General features: G+C 67.0%; 20 protein-coding genes. 11 read left to right on the forward strand and 9 right to left on the reverse strand.

From position 1 onward, the window contains the following. The first annotated feature begins 56 nt into the window (after window positions 1-56). The 7 genes from AC56LG_RS02305 to AC56LG_RS02335 all read left to right on the forward strand — a co-directional run bounded on the left by AC56LG_RS02305 (window position 57) and on the right by AC56LG_RS02335 (window position 5,124). On the forward strand, window positions 57-665 hold the full coding sequence (locus tag AC56LG_RS02305) for a LemA family protein (protein ID WP_497164513.1): 609 nt from the start codon (window positions 57-59) through the stop codon (window positions 663-665). Window positions 666-667: 2 nt separating this feature from the next. Continuing rightward, window positions 668-1,501, forward strand: a complete 834-nt coding sequence (locus AC56LG_RS02310) for a TPM domain-containing protein (protein ID WP_497164514.1) — start codon at window positions 668-670, stop codon at window positions 1,499-1,501. A gap of 11 nt (window positions 1,502-1,512) precedes the next feature. Continuing rightward, window positions 1,513-2,031, forward strand: a complete 519-nt coding sequence (locus AC56LG_RS02315; RefSeq protein ID WP_497164515.1) for a TPM domain-containing protein — start codon at window positions 1,513-1,515, stop codon at window positions 2,029-2,031. A gap of 61 nt (window positions 2,032-2,092) precedes the next feature. Next, a complete protein-coding gene (locus tag AC56LG_RS02320) occupies window positions 2,093-2,860 on the forward strand; it encodes an SDR family NAD(P)-dependent oxidoreductase (protein ID WP_497164516.1) in 768 nt (255 codons plus the stop codon). A gap of 584 nt (window positions 2,861-3,444) precedes the next feature. Then, complete coding sequence (locus AC56LG_RS02325) at window positions 3,445-3,756, forward strand: hypothetical protein (protein WP_192056503.1); 312 nt, start codon at window positions 3,445-3,447, stop codon at window positions 3,754-3,756. Window positions 3,757-3,835: 79 nt separating this feature from the next. Then, on the forward strand, window positions 3,836-4,234 hold the full coding sequence (locus AC56LG_RS02330; protein ID WP_497164517.1) for a VanZ family protein: 399 nt from the start codon (window positions 3,836-3,838) through the stop codon (window positions 4,232-4,234). Between the two features lie 158 nt (window positions 4,235-4,392). Next, window positions 4,393-5,124, forward strand: coding sequence for a hypothetical protein (locus tag AC56LG_RS02335; protein WP_497164518.1), 732 nt, complete (start codon window positions 4,393-4,395; stop codon window positions 5,122-5,124). 132 nt (window positions 5,125-5,256) lie between these two features. On the opposite strand, the gene AC56LG_RS02340 is transcribed toward AC56LG_RS02335, so the two are convergent. The 6 genes from AC56LG_RS02340 to AC56LG_RS02365 all read right to left on the reverse strand — a co-directional run bounded on the left by AC56LG_RS02340 (window position 5,257) and on the right by AC56LG_RS02365 (window position 13,323). Next, window positions 5,257-6,165, reverse strand: a complete 909-nt coding sequence (locus AC56LG_RS02340; protein WP_497164519.1) for a TraB/GumN family protein — start codon at window positions 6,163-6,165, stop codon at window positions 5,257-5,259. Window positions 6,166-6,323: 158 nt separating this feature from the next. Next, window positions 6,324-8,129 carry a glycoside hydrolase family 2 protein gene (locus AC56LG_RS02345; protein ID WP_497164520.1) on the reverse strand — a complete coding sequence of 602 codons (1,806 nt, stop codon included), beginning with the start codon at window positions 8,127-8,129 and terminating at the stop codon, window positions 6,324-6,326. Further along, a complete protein-coding gene (gene galK / locus AC56LG_RS02350; RefSeq protein WP_497164521.1) occupies window positions 8,116-9,213 on the reverse strand; it encodes a galactokinase in 1,098 nt (365 codons plus the stop codon). Before galK ends, AC56LG_RS02345 begins: the two co-directional genes overlap by 14 nt. Continuing rightward, a complete protein-coding gene (locus AC56LG_RS02355; RefSeq protein ID WP_497164522.1) occupies window positions 9,213-10,310 on the reverse strand; it encodes a M24 family metallopeptidase in 1,098 nt (365 codons plus the stop codon). The genes galK and AC56LG_RS02355 overlap by 1 nt, the downstream gene beginning before the upstream one ends. After that, window positions 10,307-11,362, reverse strand: coding sequence for a galactose-1-phosphate uridylyltransferase (gene galT, locus AC56LG_RS02360; RefSeq protein WP_497164523.1), 1,056 nt, complete (start codon window positions 11,360-11,362; stop codon window positions 10,307-10,309). The genes AC56LG_RS02355 and galT overlap by 4 nt, the downstream gene beginning before the upstream one ends. A 437-nt stretch (window positions 11,363-11,799) precedes the next feature. Beyond that, window positions 11,800-13,323: a dipeptidase gene (locus AC56LG_RS02365; RefSeq protein ID WP_497164524.1), complete on the reverse strand. Its 1,524-nt coding sequence runs from the start codon at window positions 13,321-13,323 to the stop codon at window positions 11,800-11,802. Between the two features lie 114 nt (window positions 13,324-13,437). Here AC56LG_RS02365 and AC56LG_RS02370 point away from each other — a divergent pair, with 114 nt between their 5' ends. The 3 genes from AC56LG_RS02370 (at window position 13,438) to AC56LG_RS02380 (ending at window position 16,462) form a co-directional block, all read left to right on the forward strand. Beyond that, a complete protein-coding gene (locus AC56LG_RS02370; protein WP_497164525.1) occupies window positions 13,438-14,301 on the forward strand; it encodes a pirin family protein in 864 nt (287 codons plus the stop codon). Between the two features lie 86 nt (window positions 14,302-14,387). After that, a complete protein-coding gene (locus AC56LG_RS02375; RefSeq protein WP_497164526.1) occupies window positions 14,388-15,416 on the forward strand; it encodes an asparaginase in 1,029 nt (342 codons plus the stop codon). A gap of 8 nt (window positions 15,417-15,424) precedes the next feature. Continuing rightward, on the forward strand, window positions 15,425-16,462 hold the full coding sequence (locus tag AC56LG_RS02380) for an SDR family NAD(P)-dependent oxidoreductase (RefSeq protein ID WP_497164527.1): 1,038 nt from the start codon (window positions 15,425-15,427) through the stop codon (window positions 16,460-16,462). Between the two features lie 191 nt (window positions 16,463-16,653). Here AC56LG_RS02380 and AC56LG_RS02385 read toward each other — a convergent pair whose 3' ends face one another. After that, window positions 16,654-17,523, reverse strand: coding sequence for a hypothetical protein (locus tag AC56LG_RS02385; RefSeq protein WP_497164528.1), 870 nt, complete (start codon window positions 17,521-17,523; stop codon window positions 16,654-16,656). Window positions 17,524-17,752: 229 nt separating this feature from the next. Here AC56LG_RS02385 and AC56LG_RS02390 point away from each other — a divergent pair, with 229 nt between their 5' ends. Further along, window positions 17,753-18,538 (forward strand): hypothetical protein, encoded by a 786-nt coding sequence (locus AC56LG_RS02390; RefSeq protein WP_497164529.1) that lies wholly within the window; start codon window positions 17,753-17,755, stop codon window positions 18,536-18,538. On the opposite strand, the gene AC56LG_RS02395 is transcribed toward AC56LG_RS02390, so the two are convergent. Both AC56LG_RS02395 and AC56LG_RS02400 read right to left on the reverse strand, forming a co-directional pair. Then, on the reverse strand, window positions 18,535-21,198 hold the full coding sequence (locus AC56LG_RS02395) for a hybrid sensor histidine kinase/response regulator (RefSeq protein WP_497164530.1): 2,664 nt from the start codon (window positions 21,196-21,198) through the stop codon (window positions 18,535-18,537). The genes AC56LG_RS02390 and AC56LG_RS02395 overlap by 4 nt on opposite strands. Before the next feature lie 175 nt (window positions 21,199-21,373). Beyond that, window positions 21,374-22,423: an aldose epimerase family protein gene (locus AC56LG_RS02400; protein WP_497164531.1), complete on the reverse strand. Its 1,050-nt coding sequence runs from the start codon at window positions 22,421-22,423 to the stop codon at window positions 21,374-21,376. Window positions 22,424-22,530: the final 107 nt, after the last annotated feature.

The following is a 22,530-nucleotide window of genomic DNA, read 5'->3' on the forward strand; positions in this document are numbered from 1 at the left end:
TCGGATGACTGCTGTATATTTTTGACTATTCGACAACTCGCACTGGACAGTACATCATGACCTCTCTCTTCTCGCGCTGGACCCGCCTGCTGGCGGCTGCCACCCTGGCAGGCTCGCTGCTCTCGGGCTGCGGCTACAACGATTTCCAGGTCAAGGACGAAGCCACCAAGGCCGCCTGGGGCGAAGTGGTCAACCAGTACCAGCGCCGCGCCGACCTGATTCCGAACCTGGTCAACACGGTCAAGGGCTATGCCTCGCACGAGAAGGAAACGCTCGAAGCCGTCACCCGTGCGCGCGCCGCCGCCACCAGTTTCCAGATCACGCCGGAAGTGCTGAACAATCCGGAAGCCTTCGCCAAATTCCAGCAGGTGCAGGGCGAACTGTCGGGCGCGCTGTCGCGCCTGATGGCCGTCTCCGAAGCCTACCCGCAACTGAAAGCGGACACCAGTTTCCGCGACCTCCAATCGCAACTGGAAGGCACCGAAAACCGCATCACGGTCGCGCGCCAGCGCTACATCGCTTCGGTGCAGGACTATAACGTCACCGTGCGCAAGTTCCCAACCAACCTGACCGCGATGATGTTCGGCTATGAGGCGCGGCCATCGTTCACGGTCGAGAACGAAAAAGCGATCTCGACCGCACCGACGGTCAACTTCGGCAAATAACGATGACGCTGCTGCGTACCCTGTGGCTGCTGGTGTTCGCCTTTGCCCTGGCGGGACCGGCGCAGGCCCAGTTGAAGCCGGTGCCGCCCCTCACCGCCCGCGTTACCGACCAGGCCGGCATGCTGGACGCGAACCAGCGCCAGCGCCTGGAAGCGGTGCTGGCCGAGCATGAAACCAAAAGCGGCAACCAGATCGCCGTGCTGCTGGTGACATCGACCGAGCCGGAACCGATCGAGCAGTACAGCATCCGCGTGGCCGATGCCTGGAAGCTCGGGCGCAAGGGTGTCGACGACGGCGTGCTGCTGATCGTCGCGCGCGACAACCCGAGTTCGCTGCGGCGCTTGCGTATCGAGGCCGGGCGCGGGGTGCAGGGCGTGCTGACCGATGCGCAATCGAAGCGCGTCCTGCAGGACGTCATCGCTCCGCATTTCCGGCAAAACCATTACTACGAGGGCCTGGTCGCAGGCGTGGGCGCGATTGCCACCCTGCTGAACCGGGAACGATTTCCCGAGCCGGCGCAGCAGGTAGCTCCGGCGGGAAACAATGCAGGCGCAGGTGAACAAGGAGGCGGGATCGGTATGTTTGGCATTCTGATGTTGATTTTCGGCTTCATGCTGCTGCGCTCGGTATTCAAGCCGCGCCGCGCACGGCTGGCGCGCGGCGGCTGGGGCAGCGGCGCGACCGGGTTCATCCTGGGCAGCATCCTCAGTAACGCCGGGCGCGGCGGTGGCGGCTTCGGCGGCTTTTCCGGCGGCGGTGGCGGTTTTGGCGGCGGCGGCGGTTTCGGCGGCGGTGGCGGCAGCTTCGACGGCGGCGGCGCCTCGGGAGACTGGTAATGGCAGACCACATGACACACCAATCGTTCGGACAACGCTGCGGCCGCGTCCTGCGTCACTGGCGCAGCAGCAAGGCCGATGCCCAGCGCGCATTCCCCGAAAGCACGCTGGCGGCGGCGGCGCACGCCATCACGGCGGGCGAACAGACCCACCGCGGCGAGGTGCGTTTTATCGTCGAAAAATCCTTGCCGACCGACGAGGTCTGGGATGGCGTCACCAACCGCCAGCGCGCGCTGGCCCTGTTCGCCGACTACGGCGTCTGGGACACCGAAGACAATTGCGGCGTGCTCATCTACGTGAACCTGGCCGAGCACAAGGTCGACATCGTGGCCGACCGCGGCATCGACCGCAAGATCGACGCGGCGACCTGGCAAACCGTCTGCCGCACCATGACCGAAGGCTTCAGGCAGGGCAAGTTCCACGATGCCAGCCTGGCCGCCATCGAGCAGGTCAATGCGCTGCTGCGCGAACACTTCCCGGCGAATGGGGCGCGTCCCAACGAGTTGCCCGACCGTCCGATCATGCTGTAGCTTCCTCGGAACCAGGGCCTGCCGTTACAATCACGGCAACCGAACTCTGTGAAAGCGCTCCATGAAACTCGCCGATAAAATCGCCCTCGTCACCGGCGCCAGCCAGGGCATCGGCCTGGCCTGCGCCCAGCGCCTGGTGCGCGACGGCGCCCGCGTGATGCTGGCCGACGTGCGCCCGGAAGTGGCCGAGGCCGCCGCGGCGCTGGGCGACGCTGCCCGTTACTTCGTGGCCGACGTCAGCCAGAAATCCGACGTCGACGCCCTGTTCGCCGCCACCATCGCCGCCTTCGGACGCGTCGACATCCTCGTCAACAATGCCGGCGTCACCCACGCGGCCGACTTCCTCGACCTGCGCGAGGAAGATTTCGACCGCGTCATGCGCGTCAACCTGAAATCGATGTTCCTGTGCAGCCAGGCGGCCGCGCGCGACATGGTGGCGCGCGCAAGCGGCGGCTGCATCATCAACATGTCGAGCGTGAACGCCGAACTCGTGATCCCGAACCAGGTGCCGTACGTGATTTCGAAAGGCGGCGTCAACCAGCTCACGCGCGTGGCGGCGATCAGCCTCGCTCCGCACGGCATCCGCGTGAATGCCATCGGCCCAGGCACGATCCTGACGGAACTGGCCAAGCAGGCCGTGTTGTCGAGCCCGGAAGCGCGCCACACGATCCTGTCGCGCACGCCCCTGGGGCGTTGTGGCGAGCCGGAAGAAGTGGCCTCGATTGCCTCTTTCCTCGCCAGCGACGACGCCTCCTACATGACCGGCCAGACCCTGTATGCCGACGGCGGGCGCCTGCCGCTGAACTACACGGTGCCGGTTCGCGAATAAATGGAAACAGGAACGGCAGGTGTGCTCAACCATTCACGGTTCGTATGTCTGGTATCTGATTTAACAATTAGACAAATATATCGCGCCGCAACATAATGCACCTGTCTCCACTATTCTCCTCCAAGAAAATAGTTTTAAGCCCGCTCCTGAAGCGGGCATTTTTTTGCCCGAGCGTACAGCAACATATCTCAACGTCGATAGATCGCCACAGAAGCAAATTGTTCGCTGTAGAGGCCGAAAGCTTGCGCTACGTCATACCTGAGTAACAAACCTTGCCTATACTGGGTTCATCTGCAGTACACGCAACCGATATGCCTGACTGCAGACAGGTGTGCAAAGCAAACGCGTTGCACACCCACCGAACAATGTCTCTTGGCCCGATCTTGGGTTGTGCCCACCTCTCTCTCCGGTGGGCATTTTTTTGTTCGGAGCGTGTTAAAGTCACCCAGGTTGCATCAATGTGAAGACCAGCCTTGAAGCCTGGGTTCTTTTTACTATGATGAAGTTCGTGCGCCGCAAGCGGGTCACGCCCACATGATGACTTAAGGCGGCGCTGCCACTTACCAGACATGGGAGCCGTACCGATGAATTTTCACCACCCTGAAAAGCACACCGATCACGCATCCGCCAGCCGACGCCAGCACGAGGGCATCGGTTGCCTGGTTCTCAGTGAACTTAACCCATTGGTGGTAGTCGACCACCTCGAGGGCGAGCACTCCACGCTGACCCTCCTTACCTTCGGCAACGTGCGCGAACTCTGCCCGAAGTGCCAGCAGTGCAGTCTCAAGCTGGTGCTGCGCCAGACCTCCGTGCGCATGGCGCACCTGTTCTGCGCCGAATGCGAAAGCTGTTTCGACGCGCGCTATCCCGACGGCGCCCCGGCCCTGACGATCTGACCGGCTGACCTTCTCATCCGCCGTGCATGTGCACGGCCGCACACCGTGGTATGGTTGCCGTTTTTTCAGCTGGTCAACCATGCCGCATTTCCTGTCTTTCCTCCTGCTCGATCCACGCCTGAACAAGCTGCGTTATGGCGCCGCGCTCATCCTGTTTCTTGCGATTCTGATAGGCGGATCGATTCCCGGCGCGCGCGCCGACATCGGCCATTACGCCTCGGGCGTCGTGCTGCACTCGACGGCGTATGCGGTGCTGGCGCTGCTGTGGTTCACCGCCAGCCGCGGCAGTGCGGCGCGCCGGAGCGTGGCGACCGTGCTGGCCGTTGCCCTCATGGGCGCCATCGACGAATCGGTGCAGAGTTTCTTCCCCTACCGCGGCGCCGCCGTGCGCGACTGGATGGTCGATTGCAGCGCGGCCGTGGTCGTCTGCGCGCTCCTGTGGTTGCTGCTGCCGAAAGCGGCGCTGCAGCCTGGCTGAGTCCGGCGCGCCGCGCAATTTCCTGAAAATACCTCAGCTTGATCTGGCTCATGCCGCACCCGAGTCGGCTGGAACGCCGTGCCCGTTTGCGCCTCTTACCACAGTGGCAGACGTCATCGTCACGCATACCCACTGACAAAATCAACGGAGGATCGATCATGAAACAACAACATCAGAGCGTGGTCCTGGCGGGCTTGCTGGCCATGGCGCTCGGCCTGACGGGCTGCGCGGCCATGCGCGGCGGCAGCAGTGCGAGCGGCGATACGGGCAGCGGCAGTAGCTCGTCCGGCGCCAGCGGCAGCAGTTCGTCCGGCGCCACCAGCGGCAGCGAGGCCGGCGGCATGTCGGGCACCGGCGCCGGCACCGGCGGCATGTCGGGCACCTCGGGCACCTCGGGGTCGTCGGGCAGCTCGGGTACGTCCGGTTCTTCCGGCACTTCGGGCAGTTCCGGCACCTCGGGTTCGTCGGGCACTACGGGTACCTCGGGCTACGACCAGTCCAGCAGCTCGGGCAGCTCCGGCAGCTCCGGCACGGCCAGTGCCACCGAAGGCGGCGCGGCCAGCACCTCCGATACCGCCAGCGGCAGCGCACAAGGCGCCTCCGCCAGCGGCGCCGCCACCGCTTCCAGCGCCAGCCCGAACAGCACCGTCGTCTCGATCGAACTGGTGCCGCGTGCCAGCAGCGGCATCGGCGGGGCCGGCACGGTGGCCGGGGCGGCTGTCGGCAGCAGCAGCACCGGCGCCACCGGCAGCTCCATGACCTCGGACCGTGTCTACCGCATTACCCTGCGCATGGACGACGGCAGCACCCAGGTCGTCACGCAGGAAACCACGCCCGACTTTCGCAGTGGCGACCGCGTCAACCTGAGCAGCGGCGCCATCGTGCGCTGAGGCCAGGCTGCGCGGCCGGCCCCGTTCGCAGTCGGGACGGGGCATACCGACAGGCGCATCTCGTTGTCGATCGACATGGCACGCGGCGTGAACGTAGCGTGAACGTAGCGTCACAGCGGCTTCGACGCAGCTTCAGTACACCCGCTCGACCAGGTAGCCACGTTGCGCCAGCAACTGCGGCAGACCGTTGTCGCCCAGCAGGTGCAGCAAGCCGACGCCGACGAACAGTACACCGCCCTCGCCCATCAACTGGTCGATCTGCGCCGCCATGTCCGGGTTGCGCCGGCCGAGCAGCTTGCGGCGGGTGAACTCGGCCGTTTCCGAGGGGCCGGCGGTGGCATCGCGCAGCACGGCGTCGAGCGCGGCGCTGTCGCCCGAGCGCCAGGCTTCGATGGCCCGCCGCGCCTGCCTGGTCAGGCTGCCGTCGCGCAGGCCGGCCAGGGTTTCGCGCAGGTAGCGTTCGGATTCGACCGGGCTCATGCTGTCGAACAAGGCCAGCTGGAAGTCGGCGCTTTCCAGCTGCGCCACGCGCGCGCCGCGCCGGCGCGCCTGGGTCAGCAGCGCGTGTTCGACGCCCTCGCTGCGGTGGTAGCCCTGCCGTTCCAGGGTCATGCTCAGGAGCAGGTTGGCAACCAGCCAGGGTTTCAGATGCGCCATGCTGGCCAGGCTCAGGCCCTCGCCGTGCAAGGCGCTGCGCAGGCGCGCCAGGGTATCGTTCGATACGTGGCGGGTAATGTCGTCGCCCGCCGGGTAGCGCCCATGCTTGTCGAACGCGCGGGCGAATTCGCCGGGCGCCAGGGTATCGAGCTCGACCACGACGTGGTCGGCCCTGCCGAGTGCGCGCTCGGCATCGGGCGCCATCGGATAAAAGGAGCGTTCGCCCACGTGGACGGTGCCGAACAGGTAGGCGACGCGGCCGCCGCCGCTGATCCGGTAGAGACCGCCGTGGTGGCGCGCAGCCACCGGCGCCGGCCCCGGCGGGTGGTGCGTGGCCGCGTATTCAGCCGATGCCAGCGGTCCGGCCGCAACCGTGCCCGTCAACGCCAGCGCGCACGCGGCGAACGTGGCAGCCCAGGCAGACCTGGCAGACCAGTAAGCGGACCCGCACTTGCACATGGCCTCACGCATTCATTTACTGCGCCACTCTACTGCGGCATGACGGCACACTGGCGCCGTCATGCCATCCATCACTTCACTGCTCAGGTCGGATCGAGATCGACTCCGCCGCCCGCCTTGACGCGACTCACCTGCGCATTGCGCGTCGCCGCCGAGATCACCTCGAACGGCAGCTTGGGCGTGCGGTCCGCATTCAGCAAACCGTTCGCTTCCTGGAAAGTGTCGGCAAACTGCGTGTAGCAGAAGCCGCTGAACATGAAGGTTTCGTTCACCGCCTTCAGCAAGCCACGGTAGAGTTCATGGAAACCCTCGGCCGTGGTCGAGCGCGAATAGCCCCAGGTGCCCTCTTCCGGCGTGCCCTTGGTATCGTAGGCAATCCCGCCGAATTCGGTCAGCACGATCGGCTGGCCGCGGTGCGGGAAGCCGTCCAGGGTCAGGATGCGTCCGCCCGGACGCCGCTGGTCGAACAGCGTGCGCACCGGATCGGTGACGGCGTAGCGCGCGCCCAGCTTTTCCGGATCGCAGTCGTAGTCGTGGATGCCGAGGATGTCGGTGGCCGACGCCTCCCAGCCGTCGTTGCCGATCACCGGCCGCGTCGCGTCGAGCGTGCGCGTCAGGTGGTACAGCGCCTCGACGGCATTCCGATGGGCCTGGGTCAGCGTCAGGTTCGGCACGCCCCAGGATTCGTTGAAGGCAACCCAGACGATGATGCACGGGTGGCTGTAATCGCGTTCGATCGCTTCGGTCCATTCGCGCACCATGCGCGTGATCGCCTTGGCGCTGAAGCGGTAAGCCGAGGGCATTTCTTCCCACACCAGCAGGCCCAGTTTGTCGGCCCAGTACAGGTAGCGCGGGTCCTCGATCTTCTGGTGCTTGCGTACGCCATTGAAACCCATCAGCTTGGCCAGTTCGACGTCGCGTTTGAGGTGTTCGTCGGACGGACCGGTGAGGAAGGATTCCGGCCAGTAGCCCTGGTCGAGCACCAGGCGCAGCTGGTATGGCCTTCCATTCAACATCAGGCGGTCGCGGTTGATCGCGAACGAGCGCAGCGCCGTATACGAGCGGATGCGGTCGACTACACGGTCGCCACAGCGCAGCGTCACTTCGGCGTCGAGCAGCGTCGGCCGTTCCGGACTCCACAGCAATTCGTTGCGCGAATCGTCGATGCCCGGGTCGGACAGGGCGATCTTGCGGTTCGCTTCGCCGCCCAGCAGCTTGTAATGGTCGTCCGCCAGCAGGTGCTCGCCGTGCCAGATCTTGACTTCGATGAACATGTCGTCGCGGATCTCGCCGCCGGCGAAGACTTCGCAGCCGATCTCGAAGGTCTCGAAAATCGGCGTCCATTTCAGCTTCTGGATAAAGGTTTTTTCGACCTGCTCGACCCAGACGGTCTGCCAGATGCCGGTCGTGCGCGGATACCAGATCGAGTGCGGTTCCAGCAGCCAGTCCTGCTTGCCGCGCGGTTTCGCCAGGTCGGCCGGGTCGTCTTCGACGAACACGGTGACGGTCTGCTGGCCATCGGCCTTCATGGCCGCGGTGATGTCGGCCGCGAACGGCGTGTGGCCGCCCTCGTGCTCGGCCACCAGCTGGCCGTTGACCCAGACCCGCGCCAGGTAGTCGACCGCGCCGAAGTGCAGGATGGTACGGCCCTCGGTCGGCATCACGGTGAACTCGCGTTCGTACCAGCAGAAGCGGTGGAAACCGGTGTCGCCGATACCGGACATTTTCGTTTCGGGTGCGAACGGCACCTCGATTTCATGGGTCCATTCCGTGATCTCGCCCGGCCGCTTGAAGCGCATCTCGTCGTCGAAACGGAAGCGCCACTTGCCGTTCAGGCTGAGCCAGTCGTCGCGTACCAGTTGCGGGCGTGGATATTCAAATTGACTCATTGTTTTCCTTTCGTTCAGTCGGGACCGGGATCAGAATGCGGCCCTCCCGCCCATTTTTGTTGTATTCGTTGAGTGCGGCCGCGGCCGCCTGTTGTGCAAGACCGGTGCGGCACAGCGCCACGCAGGCGCCGCCGAAGCCGGCGCCGGTCAGGCGCGCCCCGACCACGCCGTCCTGCGCGCGCAACAAAGCGCACAGTTCGTCGAGCTCGGGGATCGAGACTTCGTAATCGTCGCGCAAACTGAAGTGCGACGCGTTCATCAGTTCGCCGAAGCGTTCGGCCGAGACGCCGGCGGCCGCTTCCAGCACCCGCAAGTTTTCCTGCACCACGTGGCGCGCGCGCCGCCGCAGCGGTTCGGGCAGCGCTTCCACGCTGTCCGGGTCGGTCACGTCGCGCAGCGCTTTCACGCCGAGCTTGCGCGACGCTTCCTCGCACTCGGCGCGCCGTTCGTTGTACTTGCTGCCGGCCAGCTTGCGCGCGATGCCCGAGTCGATCACGATGATCTCGACGCCCTCGGGCAGCGGCGCCAGCCGGTGTTCGAGCGTGCGCGCATCGATGAACAGCATGTGCGATTCGTCGGCCAGGCTCGACGCCATCTGGTCCATGATGCCGCAATTGACGCGCGCGTACTCGATCTCGGCGCGCTGGGCGATGCGCGCCAGCTTGACGTCGTCGAGTTCGAATCCGAGCAGTTCGCGCAGCGCGCGCAGCGTCGCCACTTCGAGCGCGGCGCTCGAGGACAGGCCGGAACCGACCGGCACGTCGGTCGCCACCCATATCCGCAGCGGCGGCACTGTCACGCCTTCGGCTTCGACCAGGCGGATGCAGCCTTCGATATAGCTGCCGAAGCCGGCCGGCGCGCTGGCCTCCGGCGCGAAGGTGACGTTGGCGTCGAGCGTGCTCGAATAGAACACGAAATGGCCGTCGCCGCTGGGGCTGAGCGCCACCGTCGTGCGCTGGGGCGTGGCCACCGGCAGCATGTAGCCGTCGTTGTAGTCGGTATGCTCGCCCAGCAGGTTCACGCGTCCGGGTGCGGATGCGTTGACCGCGGGCGGGCCGCCGAAGAAGGAATCGGTCGTCACCATCAGTTTGTCTCCAGCCAGAGGGGCCGCTGGCGGCCATGCACGGTCACGGCGGGCCATTGCGGATCCAGGGTCAGGTTGTCCAGTCCCTGCGGGCCGAGGAGGAAGGTATCCTCGATTTTCAGGCCCGCAAAGCTGGGGTTGAATGCAAAGGCCATGCCTTCTTCCAGCGGCGTCGCGGTGCTGGCGGTGGCGACGATCTCGCGCGCCAGGTAGCCGGTGATGCCGCCCTGGTGGTGCTCGTCGATCGCGCCCTGGCGGTCGGCATGGTGGTAGGCCGCGGCAAAGGCGTGGTACACGGCCGACAGCGATTTGCCCGGCACGACGGTGGACAGGCCGGTCGCCTCCACCTCCATCAGCGCGCTTTGTTCCTGTGCCGTGGGCCCTGCGCCGCCGAAGGCCACGCAGCGCGTCAGGTTCGCATACAGGCCATGCCGGCGCGCGCAGAACACCAGCATCGCGCGCTTGCCGAGCGGCGCGTGCGACGGCGTCGGATGGCGGTAGGCGGGCAGGCGCCGCTCGCCGGCGGCCAGCACCAGCGCCGGATGGATGCCGCGCTTCCACAGCGCCGCGGCGCCGGCGCCGGCCAGTTCGTACTCGGTCCATTCGGGCCGCGCGGCGCGCATGACCTCGGTCATCGCCTCGGCGGCCTCGCGTCCCAGCAGGCGGTAGCGCGCCTGTTCGGAAGGCGTCAGCACCAGGCGGCGCTGGCGCAAGGCGTTCGGCAGCGGCTGCTCCAGGCCGTGCGGCCGGTCCGACAGCACGGGGGCTTCGCCGGCCACGCCCAGCACATAGCGCTCGCGCAGTTCGACCTGCGCCCAGGGCGTAACGTGAAAAGTGAATCCCGCCGGGACTTCTTCGTCGCGCAGGCGCGCCGCCTCGATCTCGTCGGTCAGGATCACGGCCTCGTCGCGCGTGACCAGCACTTCGGCCACGCCGAGTTCCGCCGTGTGCAGCACCGCGCTCGAGCCGCCGGCCGTGACCCAGGCGAACCAGTCGATGCCGCGCAGGCAGATCGCGCCGGCGCCGGTGGTGTCGAGGCAGCCGCGCAGCAGCGCCAGCTTGGCCGCCACTTCGGCGGCGCGTTCCATGGCGCTCATGCGGCCTCCTCCAGCGATACGCTTACTGCCTGCAGCTCGGCCGCCTTCTCCTCGGGCAGCACGTCCATCGCGAACATGCCGGCGCCGATCTCGGTGCCGGCCAGGTATTTCAGGCGGTCGCGCGAACGGTAAGGCGGGTAGAACTGGGCGTGCAGCTGGGTTTCCGGATGCGCCATGCCGTCCGTCGGCGCCTGGTACCAGGCCATCAGGTAAGGGAAAGGCCGGTTCCACATCGTCTCGTACTTGAGCAGCACGGTTTTCAGGCAGCGCGCCAGGCCGGCGCGCTGCGCTTCGGTCAGCGCGGCGAAGTCCTGGCACGGCGCGGTCGGCATCACCCAGACTTCATACGGATAGCGCGCGCAGGCCGGCACGAAGGCGATCGCGTGTTCGTCCTGGAACAGCACGCGCCGTCCGTCCGCCGCTTCGGTCTGCGCCATGTCGCACAGCAGGCTGGCGCCGTGCTGCAGGTAATAGTCGCGCTCTTCGGCCAGCATGCGCGCCGGCACCTGCGGCACGAAGGGATAGGCATAGATCTGGCCGTGCGGATGGTGCAGCGTCACGCCGACTTCGGCGCCGCGGTTTTCGAATGGCAGCACATATTCGATATGGCCTTGCTCTCCGATGCGGCGCGTGCGCTCGCCCCATACCTGCAACAGCAGTTCGATGCGCGACAGCGGCAGGTGCACCAGCGCCGTGGTCGGGTCCTGGGTGAACACCACCACTTCGCAATGGCCGTTGGCGGGCGCGGTCGGCACCGTCAGGTGCGGCGGATCGTGCGCGTCCAGCGCCAGCGACGGAAAGCGGTTGTCGAACACGGCGATCTCGTAATCGCCCTGCGGCAGTTCGGTCGGGTTGGCGGGGTCCGTCGTTACCGCCAGCGGGTTGTATTCGGGCGGCGGCAGGAAGGTGCGGTTCTGGCGAAAGCCGGCATAGGTCACCCATTCGCCGCGCAGCGGATGCCAGCGCAGGTGCGGATTGGCATGCATCGGCTCCGGGAACGGACTCGGCGCAACGATGCCGTCGGCGATCGGCCGGCTGCTGTAAAGCGTCAAGTGTCGTCCGTCGGGCTTCGTCAGTTCTTTACTGTGCATGGCATCGCTTTATCTCTGCAAACACTGGCTGTTCAACAAACTCGGGCAACAGGACTCCCTGCAAGAAAATCCTGCAGTCACCGCGAATGAACGATCCTAACATGGCGTTTACGCCACAGTTTCAGCCTAGAACGTATGTTTTTTCCAACAGTTAATGACTCAGCGGAGCGGCTACAGTGCAGGTAGTGCGGGACATCGCCACTCTCCTATGAAAACGCGCGTCGCGGTGCAGCATCCTCATGCATGCCAGATGGCGTTGTAGGTATGCACCTACATAACGATTGGACGTATTTACCGTTTTTGGCAAGATAAATTCCGACAAACTCAACCGGAAGCGCACACAGGAAAACGGCCCTGTACGGGCCGTTGTGCTAACGATCGAAATACGGGATGCTGCGCTATTTCGCCAGTTCGGCCAGTACCGCCGTATACATTTGCAAATTCAGCAGCAGCTGCTTCAGGGTGATGAACTCGTGTTCGGAGTGGCCCGTGTAGACCTGGCCCGGCATGCCCGGTCCGAAGCTGACCGCGTTCGGGAACAGGCGCGAGTTGGTGCCGCCGCCGATCGCCACCGGCTTCGGATCCTTCATGCCCGTGAAGTAGGAAAACACGTTCATCAGGACCGGCAGTTGCGGCGCGTCGGTGCGCAGCCAGGGCTCGCCGGTGCGCACGGTGACGTTCGCCAGCGCGAGGTTGCGCCCCTGCCAGGCGGCCAGCGCGGCATTCACTTCGCTCGTGAGCTGCTCGACGCTCTTGCCGCGCGGACGGCGCAGATTGAGCGAGACCTCGATGCCCTCTTCCTTCTGGCGGATCACGGTCGGCGCAACCGTCATCGGTCCCATGAAGCTGTCGCGGTAGGCGATGCTGCCGAACTTCTCGCCGTACAGGCCGGTGCCGACCATCTGGTTCAGGTAATTCACGGCGGCGCCCGCGGTCGTGTTCGGCCACGGCTGCACGGCCAGCGCATCGGCCAGCATCGCCACCGCGTTCACGCCATCCTCGGGTTTCGAAGAGTGCGCCGACACGCCGCGTGCGCGCACTTCGATGTCGGCGCCCTTGCGCGCGAACGTGTAGTGCATGCCTTCCTGCTGGGCGCCGCGCGCCCGCACCTGCGCCTCGATGGCCGCGCTCGCGTTGGCGACCGTGGCGCTGGCGTCTTCCGGGATCTGGCTGCCGAAGAAGCCGCCGGCAAAGGCGGCGACGTGCGGCGTGCCTGCATCGGGCACGACGGCATTCGCCTTCGGGAAGGTGACGGCGATCGTGCCCGAGGCCTTTTCTGCCACCACCGCCGGATATTCGGCATCGAGCGTGATGTTCATCTGCGGCGGCTCGTGGGTTTTGAGGAAATCCACCAGCGGCTGCCAGTTCGATTCCTCGCCCATGTACACGTACAGCTCGATGCGCTTCGAGAGCGGCAGCTGCTGGTCCTTCAAGGCCTTCATCGCATACAGGGCGGTGGCGATCGGACCCTTGTCGTCCTCGGCGCCGCGCGCCAGCAGCTTGCCCGGCTCGCTGGTCTGGTCGAGCACGAACGGCGACTTTTTCCATTTGCCCGGGTCGACCGGCTGCACGTCGCCGTGGGTGACGATGCCGACGCGCTCGTCGCTTTTCCCCATGCCGATGACGACCACCCAGCCGTGGTCGGCGAAATCGAAACCGAGACGGGCTGTCTCGGTTTTCAGGTAGTTTTTAAAGGCGATATGCTGCGGGTCCTGGTCCGACGGGATCTTCGGGTCGGCCACGGTGTTGAAGCTGACCAGGCCGGCGAGTGTCTTGACGACGTCGGTGCGGTAAGTGGTTACCGCATACTTGGCGGCCTTGACGGCGGCTTCGCTCGGTACGGCATTGCCGGGCTGGGCGGCGCCGGCGGGCGCGTGCAGCGCGCATGCCAGCAGCATGCTGGCGAGGATGGTGCGTTTCATGGTCTCGACGGTCTCCATTGCATAGGCGCAACGAGTCTAGCACAGCATCCGCGGCGCACGGCGATCAGACATTTACGGTATCTTGGCAAGAAAGACAAACCAGCGAGGACCAGCATGACCAACAAACTCGTACGCCGTATCCACCCGGCGCTACGCGACGATATCGGCGACCTGGTGACCCAGCGTCCCGTCCCCAGCCGCCACCTGGACCAGGTCGATCCTTTCCTGTTCCTGAACCACCATGGCCCGCAAACCTACCCGCCGCACAACCACGGCCTGCCCTTCGGCCCGCATCCGCACCGCGGCTTCGAGACCGTCACCTTCATCCTCGACGGCATGCTGACGCACAAGGACAGCGCCGGCCACGAGAGCATCATCCGCGCCGGCGGCGTGCAGTGGATGACGGCCGGCAGCGGCCTGATTCACGCCGAAATCTCGCCGCGCGAATTCCTGCAGACGGGCGGTCCGCTGGAGATCCTGCAGCTGTGGATCAACCTGCCGCCGCACCTGAAGATGACGCAGCCGGCCTACACCGGTTTGCAGAAGGAAGACATTCCCGCCTTGAGCCTCGACGAGGGCCGGGTGACGATGCACCTGAGTGCCGGCGAGTGGCAAGGCACGCGCGGCCCGGTCGAGTCGCTCACCGGCGTCTTCATGAGCACGATCGAACTGCGTGCCGGCGGACGCCTGCACGTGGGCGACCTGGCGCGCCGTAACGTCTTCCTGTACGTGGTGCGCGGTACGCTGGAGGTCGGCGTGTACGAAGACCGCATCAGCGCTTTTCATCTCGTGGAGCTCGCCGGCGATGGCGACGAACTGGAGATGTCGGCACCCGAAGGCGCGCTGGTGCTGTTCGGCCACGCCGATCCGATCGGCGCACCGGTGGTCTCGCACGGCCCCTTCGTGATGAATTCGCGCGCCGAGATCGAGCAGGCGATCCGCGACTACCAGGCGGGCAAGTTCGGGCCACCGATGTAAGGCTGGGATCGCCCGGCGGCGCGGTGCGCCGCTTTCGCGGCGGCTGGATTAGAGTGAACGGATCCCCCACTTCGCGAGATCCGAGCATGCACGCTGCCCCCGTTCCACTCATTGCCACCACGCGCGGCTATCCTGCCACCGGCTACACGGTCGAAAACGTCCACGCCGGTTCGATCGCCGTCGTCGATACCGACGGCCGCCTGCTGGCCTGGGCCGGCGATCCGCACTACCAGACGTTTACGCGCTCGGCCCTGAAGCCATTCCAGGCCCTGCCCTTCCTGCTCTCGGACGGCCCGGCGAAATTCGGTCTGGCGCAGGACGAACTAGCGCTGCTGTGCGCCAGCCATTCGGGCGAGGAGCAGCACCTGGCGGGCGTGCGCTCGATCCTCGATAAAATCGACCTCGACGCCGGCCGGCTCGAATGCGGCTGCGGCGTGCCGCTCTACTACGAATACAACAACCTGCCGGTGCCGCAGGACCGCACCTGGACGCCGCTGCATCACAACTGTTCCGGCAAACACAGCGGCTTCCTGGCCTGGTGCCGCCAGCATGGCGCACCGACCGCCGGCTACGTCGACCCCGGCCACCCGCTGCAGCGCGCAATCCGTGCCACCCTGGCCGATGCCGTCGACCTGCCTGAGTCCGCCATGCCGACCGGGATCGACGGCTGCTCGGCCCCGAACTATGCGCTGCCGCTGGACCGGCTCGCGCACCTGTTCGCGCGCCTCGCGCAAGGACAGCAGGACGCGCGCCTCGGCAGCGCCTTCGGCCCGCTGTTCGACGCCATGACCGGGCACCCGGACATGGTTTCCGGCACCGAGCGCAGCGACCTGGTCCTGATGACGGCGGGCGGCGGCGACTGGGTCGCCAAGGTCGGCGCCGACGCCGTGCAGACGATCGGCATCCGCTCGCGCGGGATCGGCATCGCCATCAAGATCGCCGACGGCAACAGCCGCGGCCTGCACACCGTCACCTACAACGTGCTCGACCAACTAGGGCTGCTCGACGACGGCAAGCGCGCCGTGCTGGAACGCTACCGCCAGCCGCAGATCCGCAATGCGCGCGGCACGCTGGCGGGCGACATCCGGCCGCTGTTCACGCTCGAACGGGCATGAGGATTGCCATGACCGACACCCGTTCTGGCCTCGCCTCGATGCTGCGCCTGCTGGCGCTGCTGCCTTTTCTTTTGCTCGGCGCTTGCGCCACCACGCTCGATGCCAACGAGGCGGCGGCGGTGGCCGGCAAAACCTATGTCGTGACCGGCGCCTCGAGCGGTTTCGGGCGCGGCGTCGCCCTGAAACTCGGGACGATGCGCGCCAACGTGGTGCTGGCCGCGCGCCGCACCGCCGTCCTCGACGAGGTCGCGGCGCAAGTGCAGGCGGCGGGCGGCCAGGCGCTGGTCGTCACCACCGACGTCGCCGATGCGGCCGCCGTCGAAGCCCTGGGCGCGGCGGCCGTGGCGCGTTTCGGGCGCATCGACGTCTGGATCAACAATGCCGGCGTCGGCGCCATCGGCGAGTTCGACAAGATCCCGCTGGCCGACCATGCGCGCGTGGTCGACGTCAACCTGAAAGGCGTCATCTACGGCAGCCACGTCGCACTGCGCCAGTTCCGTCAGCAAGGCGCCGGCACCCTGGTCAACATCGGCTCGGTGGAAAGCGAGATCCCGCTGGCCTACCACGCCTCGTATGCCGCCACCAAGGCCGCCATCCTCGGCCTCGGGCGCGCGCTGCGCGAGGAACTGCGCCTCGGCGGCCAGCGCCATATCGCGGTCAGCACCGTGCTGCCCTGGGCCGCCGACACGCCCTTCTTCAACCAGGCCGCCAACTACACCGGCCACGCGCCGCGCATGGCGCTGATGGACGACCCGGCCAAGGTGGTCGACGTCATCGTGCGCGCCTCGGTGTATCCGCGCGAGGAAGTGCCGGCCGGCTGGAAGGCGCGCGGCGCCTACTGGTCGCACCGCATCGCACCCGACCTCGTCGAGCGCGTGTCGGCCAACATCGCGCATGCCGAGCAGTTCGAGAAAGCGGGGCCGGCACCGAACGGCAGCAACGCCGTGCACCAGCCGCGGGTCGGGCCCGGCACCACCGGCGTCGACGGCGGCGTACGTGCGCGCATGGAGCGCGAGGATGCGGCGCGCAAGGGCAGCAAGGATTAATCGAGACCGCCGTGCACCGTATGGGGTCATCAAGGCCAATGGCCTTCACCGGGCCCTCGAGCCCACGCGGTCGTGCTCATGCGCACCGCACATCGTCCGCAGTTCGCGGACGTCGCGTGTCGATATGAATGGACGCGGCATTCAACCGCCGTACCGCGTGGGCACGAGTGCCTCTCGTGGCCCGGCCCACCCTACGAAACCAGCCGCCTCAGCATCGCTGCCAGCGGCTCGAGCACCTCGCCATCCTGCCAGTAACTGTTGTGCGACAGCGGATTCCAGCTTTTCATCAACCAATTTACCGCGCCCTGCCCCGCATTGATGGTGCGGTCCTCGACCAGGGCGCGGTAGCCGGCGGAGAGCGGCTGCAGCGGCCAGCCGAGCACGTCGTCCGGGTCGTACAGGTTCAGCCAGTGGAACAGCGCGGTCGGCGGTGCGATCGGCTTGATGTGCATTTCCTTGTGCGCGGCGACGAAGATCGGGATGTTGCAGCCGGTCGTGACCAGCCCGGCGCAGGTACCGGCGGACAGGAAATGCTTCTCGCGGTCGGTCAGCAGGCGTCCCAGCGCCGGGCGCGACCAGGCATCGATGTCGCGCCAGATGCCGGCGGTGGCGCGGCCGCCGCCGAGCGCCTTTTGCGCGTCGTAGATGTAGCTTGAAAGCACCTGGCAGCCGAGCGAATGCGCCAGGAACACCACCGGCAGGTCGGGATTGGCGGGGTTGGACACATGCGCCGCCAGCAGCGCGCGCGCAATCTGGCCCTGCGCCAGTTCGTACACCGAGCCCGGATCTTCCTTGCGGTTTTCCAGGCCGGCGGCGTCGGCAAAGCCGAACAGCATGAACTTGCGGAGGCTGTCGTAGTGGACCTTGCTGGCGCTGTCGACGCGCTCCCAGACCAGCTGCTCGTTCTTTTGCAGGATGTCCTGGTAATACACCGCGTGAAAGGTGGCGCGCTCGCGCAATGCGGGCCCGAGGCGGGTGCGCATCTCGCCGAACACGCCGGCCGCGTAGTCGCGCGGCGTCTCGCCCATTCCGTGAACCGTGATCAATGCGACCTGGGGCATGCTGGCCTCCTCCTGTGTCAGAAACGGCCTCATCAGTGAAGCGGATTCCTAACTCCAGCTTATCACCAGCGGCCCCAGCACGCAGGCAAGCAACAAACAGTTCACATTTATGCTTTACCGAATTTGTTATGGGAACTATAATTTTCTTTAATATAACTGTATTTGTTCAATTGTATGTACACTCGCCCGTACCGATCGACTGGAACGCATACATGATCCCGGTCCTTTTATGATCCCGGTCCTTTTCCCCGCCTACGCCGAAGCGATCCGCGCGCTCGATCTCGGGGCGATCGGTTCCGCCGCCGACCTGTCCGAAGAATTCCTGCTGGCGCGCGAAGGGCGGCTCAGCGTGCACTACATCCCGTTCGAACATGTGAACACGCAGGCGCGCGTCGTCGTGGTCGGCATCGCGCCCGGTTTCGCGCAGTGGAAGAATGCGATGGCCGAGGCCCAGCGCCAGATGGCGGCCGGCGCGCCACAGGCCGAGGTGCTGCGCGCGGCACGCCTGGCGGGCGCCTTCAGCGGCGCGATCCGGCCGAATTTCGTGGCCCTGCTCGACGCCATCGGCGTGCAGCGCTGGCTCGGCATCGCCAGCTGCGCTTCGCTGTTCCACGCCGACGCGCAGCTGGTGCAGATCAGCGCCATCCTGCGCCATCCGGTGTTCGTCGACGGCAGGAACTACAGCGGCACGCCGGGCATGGCGAAACTGCCCTTCCTGCGCGACCAGGTGCTGCGCTACTTTGCGCATGAGGCGGCCAGGATGCCCGATGCGCTGTACATCCCGATGGGCGGCAGCGTCGCCGAAGGACTCGACTGGCTGGCGCGCGAAGGCGTGATCCGGCGCGACCGCATCCTGCACGGCCTGCCCCACCCGTCCGGCGCGAATGCCGAACGCGTCGCCTACTTCCTGGGCCGCAAGGAGCGCGCCACGCTGTCCTCGCGCACGAATGCGCGCCAGATCGACGCCGCCCGGGCGACTTTATTGGCGCAGATGGCGGCGCTGACCGAAGACTAAGTGCCGCTCGCCGCGGCCTGCAGGATGCGCACCAGCGCCGCGATATCGACCGGCTTGACCAGGTGGTGCGCGAAGCCGGCTTCGCGCGCACGCGCGCGGTCGCGCTCCTGGCCGTAGCCGGTGGCGGCCACCAGCACCGCGTCGCGCGTTTCCAGCTGGGCGCGCAGCAGCGTGGCCAGCTGGTAGCCATCCATGTCCGGCAGGCCGATGTCGATCACCATCGCATCGGGCGCTTCGCGCAGGGCGCGGCGCAGCGCGCCGCGCCCCGAATATTCGACCATCACCGTGTGCCCCTGCGCCCGCAGCAGCATGGCCAGGCTGTCGGCCGCGTCGGCGTTGTCGTCGACCACGAGCACGCGCAGCGGGCGGAAGGCCTCGAGGTCGGGAGCACCCGCATGGGCCGGCGCGGCGTTCGCGGCCGGCGCGCACGGCAGCTCGATCGTGAACACGCTGCCCAGCCCGACCCCGGCGCTGGCGGCGCCCACTTCCCCGCCGTGCAGTTCGACCAGCTTTTTCACCAGCGTCAGGCCCAACCCGAGCCCGCCCTGCGAGCGCGCCAGCGTGCGCGCGCCCTGGGTGAACAGCTCGAACACGCTGGGCAGCAGGTCGGGCGGCATGCCCGAGCCGTTGTCGCGCACCTGCAGGCGCGCGCGGCCCGCGTGCAGCGCCAGCGAAACGCGGATGGTGCCGGCCGGCGGCGTGTACTTCGCCGCATTGTTGAGGATATTCGCTACCGCCTGGATCAGGCGCGTAGCGTCGCCGCGTACCTGCAGCGGACACTGCGGCAGGTCGAGCTCGACCCGGTGCGCTTTCTCCTCGATCAGCGGCTGGGTCTGGTCGAGGGCGCTGCGCACGACTTCGCACAGGTCGATCTCGTCCACCTGCAGCGTCACCAGCCCGCGCGTCACGCGCGACACGTCGAGCAGATCGTCGATCAGGCGGCTCATGTGCCTGACCTGGCGCCCGATGATGGCGCTGGCCTGGCGCACGCGCGGCTCGTCGCGGAACTGGATGCCAAGGAGCGCCGCCGAACTGCTGATCGGCGCCAGCGGATTGCGCAGCTCGTGCGCCAGCATCGCCAGGAACTCGTCCTTCATGCGCGACAGGCGCTCGGCCTCGACCCGCGCCGCGCGCTCGCTCTGCAGCAGCGCGTCGCGCTCGAGCGCCGACGTGCGCGCCGCCTCGTACAGGCGCGCGTTGTCCATGGCGACCGCGGCCTGCGCGGCCACGCCGGCGATGATGCGCTCGGTGCGTTCGCTGAACACGCCCGCCTCGGGATGGCCGAAGAACAGCCCGCCGAGCACGGCGCCCGAGCGCGCGGCCACCGGCACGGCCAGGTAGCTGCGCACTGGCCAGTGCTCGGGCGGCGCTGCCAGGCCATCGTGCGGGCCATAGCGCGGATCGCGCGTGATGTCGTCGCTGCGCACGATGCCTTCGTTGTGGAAGGTCGGGTGGAAGAAGGCCGCCGGATAAGCGCGGCCGAACTGCTCGAAGGCCTCGCGCGGCGCACCCGACACCGTGTAGCGCAGCAGGCGCTCGCCGTGCTCGTCCTGGGCGTTGTAGACAAAGGCGCCGAAGCGCGCGCCGCTCAATTGGGTGCCGGCGTCGGTGATGGCCTGCAGCAGCATGTCGCCGTCGAGCGTCGAGGCCAGCGCCTGGCCGGTGCGGTTGAGCACTTCGAGGATGCGCGTTTCGTCGCGCAGCGTTTCCTCGACGCGGGCGCGACGCACCGCTTCGCGCGTCTGGCGCGCCACGTCCTCGGCCAGCGCCACTTCGCGCGCGCTCCAGTCGCGCGGCGCCGCTTCGTGCAGGTAGAAAATGGCGGCCAGGCGCCCGGCCTCGATGATCGGCACCACGATCATCGCCCGCGCGCCGATGCTGGCATAGCCTGCCGCATACGGCGCGGCCAGCGCATCGGCGCCGACCTCGTCGATCCGCAGCGTCTGGCCGAGGCGCAGGCGCGCGATCAGCGCCGGTCCGAAGCTGTCGAGCGCGCGCGTCTCCCCGGCCAGGCTGGCGACCTTGCCGTCGGTCCAGTCGCGCTCGACGGTGACGGCGAGGCCGGCGGGGTCGATCTCGCCATAGCCGGCCCGTCCTGCCGCGAGGTGGCGCCCGAGCAGCGCGCTGGCCGCTTCCATGACCTCGACCGGGTCGAGCAGTTCGCGCAGGGTTGCGCCGAGCTCCAACTGGAAACGGTGCTGCTGTTCGGCCAGCACGCGCGTGGTGGTATCGGTCAGCATGCACATCACGCCGCTGACCTGGCCGCCTTCGCGCAGCGGCGAGGCCGACAAGGTGATGTAGCGGCGCGCCGCCCGCCCGCCCTGCCCAAGCTCGAGCGCCAGGTCCTCGACCAGCGCCGCCTCGCCTGCCAGGCCGGCCTCGAGCACCGGCAGCACGCCGGCCCAGGCATCGCGAAATACCTGTCCCAGTGGCTGGCCGAGGGCGCCCGGATGGCGCTCGCCCAGCAGGGCGATGCAGGCATCGTTATAGACCAGGCGCCGCTCGTCGCCCCAGGCCGCGAACATGGGGAAACGCGCGCCGAGCATCAGGTCGACGGCGGCGCGCATGCTGTCCGGCCAGGGCTTGCCGTGCCAGTTCACCGCCATGCGCAACAGCGCGCGCACGCCGACACGGTCGGCGTCCAGGGGGGATGCACGCATCGCTCGGTTCATTCGGGGTCCGTGCTCTCGCGGCAGTCGGGATGGTGCCGATTATAGTCGCCGAACGGGCGCCGAAAAAGTACTCGCTGCGCTGGCGTGACCGGGTCATGCAGTGGGAATGAAACCCATGCCATGCGCGTGAAAACGTGGCGCGTTCACCCGCGCACGCCGTTCGTCAGGCCTCGACCGAGAACCGGAAGCGCGACTCGGTCGCGTAGGTTTCGCCCGGACGCAGGATCGTGTTCGGAAAGGCCGGCTGGTTGGGCGAATCGGGGAAGTGCTGCGGCTCCAGGCAAAAGCCGCTGCGGTGGGCGTAGGTCTTGCCCTTCCCTTTCAGCGAACCGTCGAGGAAGTTCCCGCTGTAGAACTGCACGCCCGGCTCTTGCGTGAACAGTTCGAGCACGCGCCCGGAAGCCGGGTCGCGCACGCGCGCAGCGCGGCTCAGGGCACCCGGCGCCGGCTTGTTCAGGGCGAAGCAATGGTCGTAGCCGCCGCCATGGCGCAGCTGTTCGTCGTCTTCGCCGATGCGCGCGCCGATCGGCGCCGGCGTGCGGAAGTCGAACGGCGTGCCGGCGACCGGCGCCAGGCCGCCGGTCGGGATGGAATGGAGGTCGATCGGGACAAACTTGTCCGCATCGATCGTCAGCTCGTGACCGAGGATGTCGCCACCGCCGGCCAGGTTGAAATAGCTGTGCTGGGTCAGGTTGACCGGCGTGGCGCGGTCGGTCACGGCGGCAAAGCGCACCACGATGTCGTTGTCGTCGTTCAGTGCGTAGCGCACGGTGGCGTCGAGCGTGCCGGGATAGCCCTGCTCGCCGTCGGCGCTGCGGTATTCCAGCACCAGTTCGTCGCCCTCGATGCGCGAACGCCACAGCACGCGGTCGAAACCGGGCACGCCGCCATGCAGGTGGTTCTTGCCGTTATTGACGGGCAGCGTATACCCCTGGCCGTCGAGCGTGAAGCGGCCGGCGGCGATGCGGTTGCCGTAGCGGCCGATCAGGGCGCCGAAATACGGGCTGTCGCCCAGGTAGGGATCGAGCGTATCGAAGCCGAGCGCCACGTCGGCCAGCACGCCGTCGCGGTCGGGCACGTGGATCTCGGTGATGATGCCGCCGAAGTCGAGGATGCGCACGCGCATGCCGGACGTGTTCGTGAGCGTGAAGACGGTGACCTGGCTACCGTCGGGCAGCGTGGCGAAGGGGGCTTGCTGGATGGGGGATGGCACGTTGTCGCGTCCTCTGGTTGGATGACGCGATCGTAGCATGGGCAATGCCCATGGCTGCGCAGGCTTGGGGGTCGTAGGGTGGGCTGCGCCCACGCGGTACGGCGCAT

It is taken from the genome of Telluria sp. ZB2R32 (assembly GCF_059685715.1).

Coding starts and splice junctions, on each gene's coding strand:
- AC56LG_RS02305 (WP_497164513.1), top strand. CDS start 57: ATGACCTCTCTCTTCTCGCGCTGGACCCGCCTGCTGGCGGCTGCCACC.
- AC56LG_RS02310 (WP_497164514.1), top strand. CDS start 668: ATGACGCTGCTGCGTACCCTGTGGCTGCTGGTGTTCGCCTTTGCCCTG.
- AC56LG_RS02315 (WP_497164515.1), top strand. CDS start 1,513: ATGACACACCAATCGTTCGGACAACGCTGCGGCCGCGTCCTGCGTCAC.
- AC56LG_RS02320 (WP_497164516.1), top strand. CDS start 2,093: ATGAAACTCGCCGATAAAATCGCCCTCGTCACCGGCGCCAGCCAGGGC.
- AC56LG_RS02325 (WP_192056503.1), top strand. CDS start 3,445: ATGAATTTTCACCACCCTGAAAAGCACACCGATCACGCATCCGCCAGC.
- AC56LG_RS02330 (WP_497164517.1), top strand. CDS start 3,836: ATGCCGCATTTCCTGTCTTTCCTCCTGCTCGATCCACGCCTGAACAAG.
- AC56LG_RS02335 (WP_497164518.1), top strand. CDS start 4,393: ATGAAACAACAACATCAGAGCGTGGTCCTGGCGGGCTTGCTGGCCATG.
- AC56LG_RS02345 (WP_497164520.1), bottom strand. CDS start 8,129: ATGAGTCAATTTGAATATCCACGCCCGCAACTGGTACGCGACGACTGG.
- galK (WP_497164521.1), bottom strand. CDS start 9,213: ATGGTGACGACCGATTCCTTCTTCGGCGGCCCGCCCGCGGTCAACGCA.
- AC56LG_RS02355 (WP_497164522.1), bottom strand. CDS start 10,310: ATGAGCGCCATGGAACGCGCCGCCGAAGTGGCGGCCAAGCTGGCGCTG.
- AC56LG_RS02365 (WP_497164524.1), bottom strand. CDS start 13,323: ATGAAACGCACCATCCTCGCCAGCATGCTGCTGGCATGCGCGCTGCAC.
- AC56LG_RS02370 (WP_497164525.1), top strand. CDS start 13,438: ATGACCAACAAACTCGTACGCCGTATCCACCCGGCGCTACGCGACGAT.
- AC56LG_RS02375 (WP_497164526.1), top strand. CDS start 14,388: ATGCACGCTGCCCCCGTTCCACTCATTGCCACCACGCGCGGCTATCCT.
- AC56LG_RS02380 (WP_497164527.1), top strand. CDS start 15,425: ATGACCGACACCCGTTCTGGCCTCGCCTCGATGCTGCGCCTGCTGGCG.
- AC56LG_RS02385 (WP_497164528.1), bottom strand. CDS start 17,523: ATGCCCCAGGTCGCATTGATCACGGTTCACGGAATGGGCGAGACGCCG.
- AC56LG_RS02390 (WP_497164529.1), top strand. CDS start 17,753: ATGATCCCGGTCCTTTTCCCCGCCTACGCCGAAGCGATCCGCGCGCTC.
- AC56LG_RS02395 (WP_497164530.1), bottom strand. CDS start 21,198: ATGCGTGCATCCCCCCTGGACGCCGACCGTGTCGGCGTGCGCGCGCTG.